Source organism: Hyphomicrobium sp. (genome assembly GCF_020852195.1).
In the GTDB taxonomy this organism is placed as follows: Bacteria; Pseudomonadota; Alphaproteobacteria; order Rhizobiales; family Hyphomicrobiaceae; genus Hyphomicrobium_C.
In genome coordinates this window covers 1-1,846 of sequence record NZ_JADZBI010000264.1, presented here as the reverse complement: position 1 = coordinate 1,846, position 1,846 = coordinate 1, and the positions used below count along the sequence as shown (strand labels likewise).

2 protein-coding genes are annotated in these 1,846 nt (G+C 40.8%); both read right to left on the bottom strand.

Annotation, left to right across the window (positions count from 1 at the left end; translation table 11 throughout):
• On the bottom strand, positions 1-340 hold a 340-nt coding region (locus IT540_RS20770; protein ID WP_291181784.1), incomplete at its 3' end, for a hypothetical protein.
• A 369-nt stretch (positions 341-709) separates the two neighbouring features.
• Positions 710-1,846: DegT/DnrJ/EryC1/StrS family aminotransferase (locus IT540_RS20765; protein ID WP_291181783.1), on the bottom strand; the 1,137-nt coding region annotated here is incomplete at its 5' end.

Below are 1,846 nucleotides of genomic sequence, written 5' to 3'. Positions count from 1 at the left end.
CAACAAAATCCAAGTGCTGAAGCAAATCCACAGCCTGCATATGATCTACTATCGTCTTTGCTATTATGGTCCATTTAGGATACTTTTCATAAAAAGGAGCACTATGGAAATATTTTTCCCCGGGATATATTCTCTCTCCTGAAGTTAGATCATCAGGAGCCAGAACCACATACCCCCGCAATACCAGATCAAGTCCATAATAGCGATTCGTTCCATATTCTTTATAAGGAGTGGCGACCGCTAATTTTCCTGCTTCACTGGTTTGCTGCATCGCCAAAATTGCAGGATATTTTTTCTTACTTATTTTTCCCGAATTGGGGATCAATAAAAAAGCATTCACAGAATCACCATCAATAGTATTAAAGATTATCTTCTTTCTTACGTGGTTGTTTTACCGGGTCTCAGAAATAACCCTATACCCTACGTTAGGTCTTACATCAGGCAATCCACCCAGTACATCAAGCCATATTTTACGTAGTTTAACCTTTTTAGACTCCCACTGTTGTTTTGTTTCTATATCTTTTAGCAGAGGAGGAATACCATCTTTATTTAGTTTTGAAAGTTGATAGGGGCCAACAGATTGACAAAATGCTTCTGGCACAGCAATGGGCAGGAATACTAGTAAGATCAAAAAATATTTATAATACCTCATAATTTATTTGGGTTTATCCTTTCAAATTATACATTAGCCTGTTGCTTTATTGATCATTTAGATAGACTGTAACTTTTCTCTATTTTCATAAACCTTCATTATGGCGTTGTAAATATTGTCCATCTCACTTCGGTCTGCCAATAACGGGCCGGCTCCACTGAACGACACCATCGTCTCTTTGATCACTTTCTCGTTATTCTTCAAGTTCATTCCTTCCTTGTACTCTCTTAGCCGCGATGCCGAATACATCTTCTTATAACTCTTTAATCCTAAGATATAATCTATCCAAGGTTCTTTATTCAATTGATATGGAATATAGGATCCAAGCCCTACCCCTTCTGCCTGTATTGCCTTCAAAAACTTGCCCCTATCCACTCCCCACATTTCCTTATTATATGTCATCCCAAAATGATAATAGGCACTACTCTCACTTCCAGCATAAAATCGTTGTGGCTGTAATGGTGCAAAATCTTTTAATTTTCTTCTCAGATAATTCGCATTATCATTACGCTTTTCGAACCGATTCCTAACTTCTGGTAACTGTCCCTCAAGAATGGCAGTCTGAAATTCTGTTATCCTGTACTTGGGTCCTATCAGATCAAAAGTACCTCTGCGCGAGTTCCCCCGATTCTGTACTGTGTAGCACTTGTCCATCAATTCTTCGCTGTTGCCAACTACTGCTCCTCCTTCTCCAGATGCAATGGCTTTGCTTGCCTGAAAACTAAAACATCCCACATCTCCTATCGTACCCAATGCCTTTCCCTGGTACCTTGCCATAACTGCCTGGCACGCATCTTCTATCACTTTCAAATTATGACGCTTGGCTATAGACATGATCCGTTCCATATTGGAGGCCACCCCGAAGATATGTACCGGCATGATCGCTACTGTGTTTTCGTTGATTTTCTTCTCTACTTCATCCGGATCAAGCTGGTACGTATCCGGCTCTATATCTACCAACACCGGTAGAGCGTAAGCCGATATAATAGAAGATATCGTCCCAAAATCTGTATATGGCGAGGTGATCACTTCATCACCCGGACCTATACCCATAGCATACACACAGGTACTCCATGCCTGGGTACCTGACCCGGTAGCTACGCTGTATTTCGGACCTATTAGTGAAGCAAAATCTTTCTCAAATGAAGGTGTTATTGCTCCTCCTTGTATCCGACTCCATACCCCACTCTGTGT